Annotated in this window: 3 protein-coding genes and 1 pseudogene; all 4 read left to right on the top strand. The window is 70.9% G+C overall.

The window, feature by feature from the left end:
• A partial coding sequence (locus VF794_RS21490; protein WP_331113299.1) for an Hsp70 family protein occupies window positions 1-771 on the top strand: 771 nt, incomplete at its 5' end.
• 83 nt (window positions 772-854) lie between these two features.
• Window positions 855-1,262: a DUF393 domain-containing protein gene (locus VF794_RS21485; RefSeq protein WP_331113297.1), complete on the top strand. Its 408-nt coding sequence runs from the start codon at window positions 855-857 to the stop codon at window positions 1,260-1,262.
• Between the two features lie 17 nt (window positions 1,263-1,279).
• Window positions 1,280-3,805 (top strand): AAA family ATPase, encoded by a 2,526-nt coding sequence (locus VF794_RS21480; RefSeq protein ID WP_414640935.1) that lies wholly within the window; start codon window positions 1,280-1,282, stop codon window positions 3,803-3,805.
• A 14-nt stretch (window positions 3,806-3,819) separates the two neighbouring features.
• Window positions 3,820-4,082 (top strand): annotated as a pseudogene (locus VF794_RS21475) (VWA domain-containing protein); the annotation flags it as partial.

Raw genomic sequence — 4,082 nt, 5'->3', positions numbered from 1 at the left:
CTGCTGCTGGACGTCACCCCGCTGTCGCTGGGCGTGGAGACGCTGGGCGGCGTGATGACCAAGCTCATCGAGCGCAACACCACCATCCCCACCCGCAAGTCGGAGACGTTCTCCACGGCGGCGGATGGCCAGACGCAGGTGGAGATCCACATCCTGCAGGGTGAGCGCGAGATGGCCGGTGACAACCGGAGCCTCGGCCGCTTCCACCTGACGGGTCTGCCTCCCGCGCCGCGCGGCGTGCCGCAGGTCGAGGTGACGCTGGACATCGACGCCAACGGCATCCTCAACGTCAGCGCCAAGGACAAGGCGACGGGCAAGGAGCAGAAGGTCACCATCAGCCACTCGTCCGGTCTGGCGAAGGACGAGGTGGAGAAGATGGTGAACGCGGCCAAGGAGAACGAGGTCGCCGACAAGGCCCGCCGCGAGCTGGTGGAGGTGAAGAACCAGGCCGAGGCGCAGGTGTACGGCGCGGAGAAGCTGGTGAAGGAGAACCGCGAGAAGCTCTCCGCGGACGCGGTGTCCACGCTCGAGGCGGCCATCAAGGGCGTCAACGAGGTGCGCGAGGGCCAGGACAAGGACGCCATCAAGGCCGCCTTGGACCGCCTGCAGCAGGCCAGCTACAAGGTGGCCGAGGAGATGTACAAGGCCACGGGCGGCGCGCCGGGCGCCGAGGGGGGTGTTCCGCCTCCGGGTGCCGACGCGGGCGCGGCTCCGGGCAGCTCCGCCAAGCCGAAGGATGACGTGGTGGACGCGGAGTTCCGTCAGTCGTAGTGGATGTGACGGGGTAGGACCCGAGGGCCGGCGCTCCCACGAGGGAGTGTGTCCGGCCCTTTCACTTTGGGAGGAGCAGCCGCATGAAGGCGCTGACGACGACACCCCCGGGGCATGACGTCATCCTGTACGACGGGCACTGCCGCCTGTGCCGTGGGGCCGCGAAGCAGTTCGAGCGGCTGCTGGGAGGCAGCGGCACGGAGCTGCGCTCGTTCCGGGACGAGGGCGTGCTGGACGCCTTCCCCGGCCTCTCTCCCGAGCGGTGCGAGAAGGCGATGCAGCTCGTCCAGCCGGACGGGCGGGTCGTCGAGGGCGCCGAGGCCGTGGTGCGGGCGCTGGGGCGCAGGCCACTCGGCAAGGTGCTCTTCGTCTATTACGTGCCCGGGCTGCGGCAGGCGGCGGACCTGCTCTACGGCACCGTCGCCCGCTACCGCTTCCGCATCGCCGGGCGGGCCTGCCCGGACGGTGCGTGCGCCGTGCACTTCAAGTAGGCTTCCTGGCCTCCGTGATCCACTCGCCCTCGAACGTCTACCCTCAGGCCGCCCAGGCCTTCCGCCACTTCTTCCAGGAGCTGCGCGAGGCCTACCTCGAGCGTGAGACCCTCTTCACCCAGATAGAATTGGCCCTGCTGAGCCGGGAGCATGTGCTCGTGGTGGGGCCCCCGGGCACCGCCAAGAGCGCCATCGCCTCCGCGGTGCTGGGACGCATCCTCGACGAGAAGACCGGGCAGCCCTCGCTCTTCGCCAAGCAGATCGCCGAGTCCACCGTGCAGACGGACCTCATCGGTCCGGTGGACTTCAAGGTGCTCACCGAGACGGGCCGCACCGAGTTCATCACCGACGACGGCATGCTGGGCGCCACCCACGCCTTCCTCGACGAGGTGTTCGACGGGCGCGACATGCTGCTGCGCTCCATCCTCAACGTGCTGCACGAGCGCGAGCTCAAGCACGGGCGCCGGGTGACGAGCGGCCGCATCGAGTGCGCCATCATGACGAGCAACCGCTACCTCTCCGAGGTGCTGGCGCGCTCGCCGGAGCTGCTGTTGGCCTTCGCGGACCGGCTCAGCTTCATCTCCTTCGTGCCCAAGTCCTTCGCCCGGCGCCCCAGCCGCGCGGCCATGCTGCACCGCTTCGCCTTCAACCTGCGGCCGGAGCTGCGCGCCACCCTCACCCTTCAGCACCTGGACGTGCTCCAGGAGGCCGTGGAGCGGGTGACGGTGTCCAGCCACCTGCTCGAGGCCATCGAGATGCTCGCCGATGAGTTGGAGCGCGCCCTCACGGCCCAGGTGTCCAAGCTGCCCGACTACGTGCCCACCAAGTACTTCTCCCAGCGCTCGGTGGTGAAGGCCCTCTGGGCCCTCAAGGCCGCGGTGGTGCGGGATCAGCTCTACCGGCGCCCGGATAGGTCCCTGGAGGCCACCGTGGAGGACCTCGACGCCCTGCGTTGGTTCTTCCTGCTCGGCGGGCCGCAGGCCGATGAGGCGGAGCTGCTCCTCAAGGTGGCGGTGGATCCTCGCGAGCGCGCGCAGCTGGAGATCGTCCGCATCGAGCAGAAGGCCTTCGACGCGGCGCTGACCAAGGTACGCGCGGAGCTGGGCACGGGCGTCGAGCGCGAGGCGGGGTCCCTCGGCGCGACCGAGGATCTCAAGGCGGTGGAGGCGCTCTCGCGCAACTTCCAGCCCGGCATCGTCTCCACCACGGCGCAGCGTCTGCGCACCAAGCTCGTCCCGGGCCCCCGTCACCCCGAGAACCGGGTGGCGCTGCTGGGCGCCGCGCGCGGGCTGCTCGCGGCGGTGGAGCAGCGGGTGGTGCGCGGGCCCGTCGAGGGCTCCGAGTCCCGGCCCGGACTGGTCCTCTTCTCCGCGCTCGCGGACACGCTGGAGCTGTGCCGCCTGACGCCGGAGCTGCGCCCACGGCTTCAGGCCATGTGCGAGGCGGTGGCGCGCTTCGTCATGCAGGCGCTGGAGGTGATGGCCCTCAACGCCGAGAGCCTCGCCTTCGACGAGACGGTGGTGCTGGAGGCGCTCATCGGCCTGGCGGACAACCTCTCCGAGGAGCTGGGCCAGGTGAGCGGGCTCCTGACGCTGCTCGCCGAGGGCAGCTCGGGCGCGGTGGCCCGGTTGCGGATCGCCGAGGCCGAGTCGCGGCGGCGGGCGGTGGCGGCCCTGCGTCAGCGTGCCACGAGCGCCTTCCCGGCCACGCGCGCCCGGAGGGATCCGCTGGATGCCCTCTCGGCGGACTCGCGCCGGCTCACCCTGCTGGAGCAGGCGCTGTGCAAGCTGGATCCGGCGCAGCGCGGCTTGAAGCAGGAGCTGCTCCAGCCGCTCGGGTCCGCCTATGCGCGGGACGTCCTGTCCACCACGCCCTTCGAGCGCATCGACCAGCTCGCGCGCACGGTGCAGTCGGTGGCGGAGAACCTGCGGCGTGAGGGCCTGGCCCCCGAGCCCGTGTTCGCCGAGTGCCGGGAGATCCTCGAGGCGCGGCTGCGTGAGTACGTGAGCCAGCTCGGGCGCGAGGTGGCGAGCCCGCCGCCGGCTCCCCAGGCCGCCGTCAGCGGTGAGGCCTACAACTTCTACCGGGGTGACTTCTCCACGCACGTCCGGGACGGCGAGCTCGCCTCGTTGATCGGGCTGGACGGGCAGCTCGCCTTCGCGCGGCCGCCCTCCGCCACGTCCTTCCTCTCCGAGGCCGTCCGCGAGGCGGTGGCCCGGGTGGAGCTGTCCTTCGTGCAGACGCGCCTCAAGTACCTGCGCAACTGGCTCACCCAGCTCCTCACCGGGTTGCCAGCCCCGCAGACCATCCAGAACCGCGCCACCGCGGACCAGGTCTTCGATCGCCTGGTGAAGAGCCGCTTCCCGCTGCTCACCCTCAAGGAGGGCGAGCTGGTGCGCATCAAGGGTGTGCTCGGTCAGCTCACCGCCATCCCCGGGGAGCTGAGCGACAGCGCGCGCAAGCTGGAGAACGTGCTGCGCGGCATCGACGACGACTTCAGCCGCTTCAGCAAGCAGTTGCTGGAGCTGCGGGCCTCGTTCTGAGGAGGCACTGACGCGTGCTCGGCGCCCAACTCGCGCGTTTGCGGCAACGGCTGGACGCGCTCCAGGCGAGCCCGTCCCAGTCCGAGGGCCTGCGGGGATGGTGGCTGGGGCTCACGGCCCCGGCGGAGGTGGACCTGTCCCTGCCCACCGTGACGCTGCTCGACCGTGCCCTGGAGCGGGTGGGCGTCCACACCCTGGCGGACGCGCGCCTGCTGCACGAGCTGGGCGTGAAGAAGGGCAGGGTGGGGGACCTGGCCTCGGGCCTGCGCTCCCGGGC

Source organism: Archangium sp. (assembly GCF_036389735.1).
Classification (GTDB): domain Bacteria; phylum Myxococcota; class Myxococcia; order Myxococcales; family Myxococcaceae; genus Archangium.
The sequence above is the reverse complement of the archived record's forward strand: the minus strand, read 5'-3'. Positions and strand labels throughout refer to the sequence as shown.

Coding starts and splice junctions, on each gene's coding strand:
- VF794_RS21485 (WP_331113297.1), top strand. CDS start 855: ATGAAGGCGCTGACGACGACACCCCCGGGGCATGACGTCATCCTGTAC.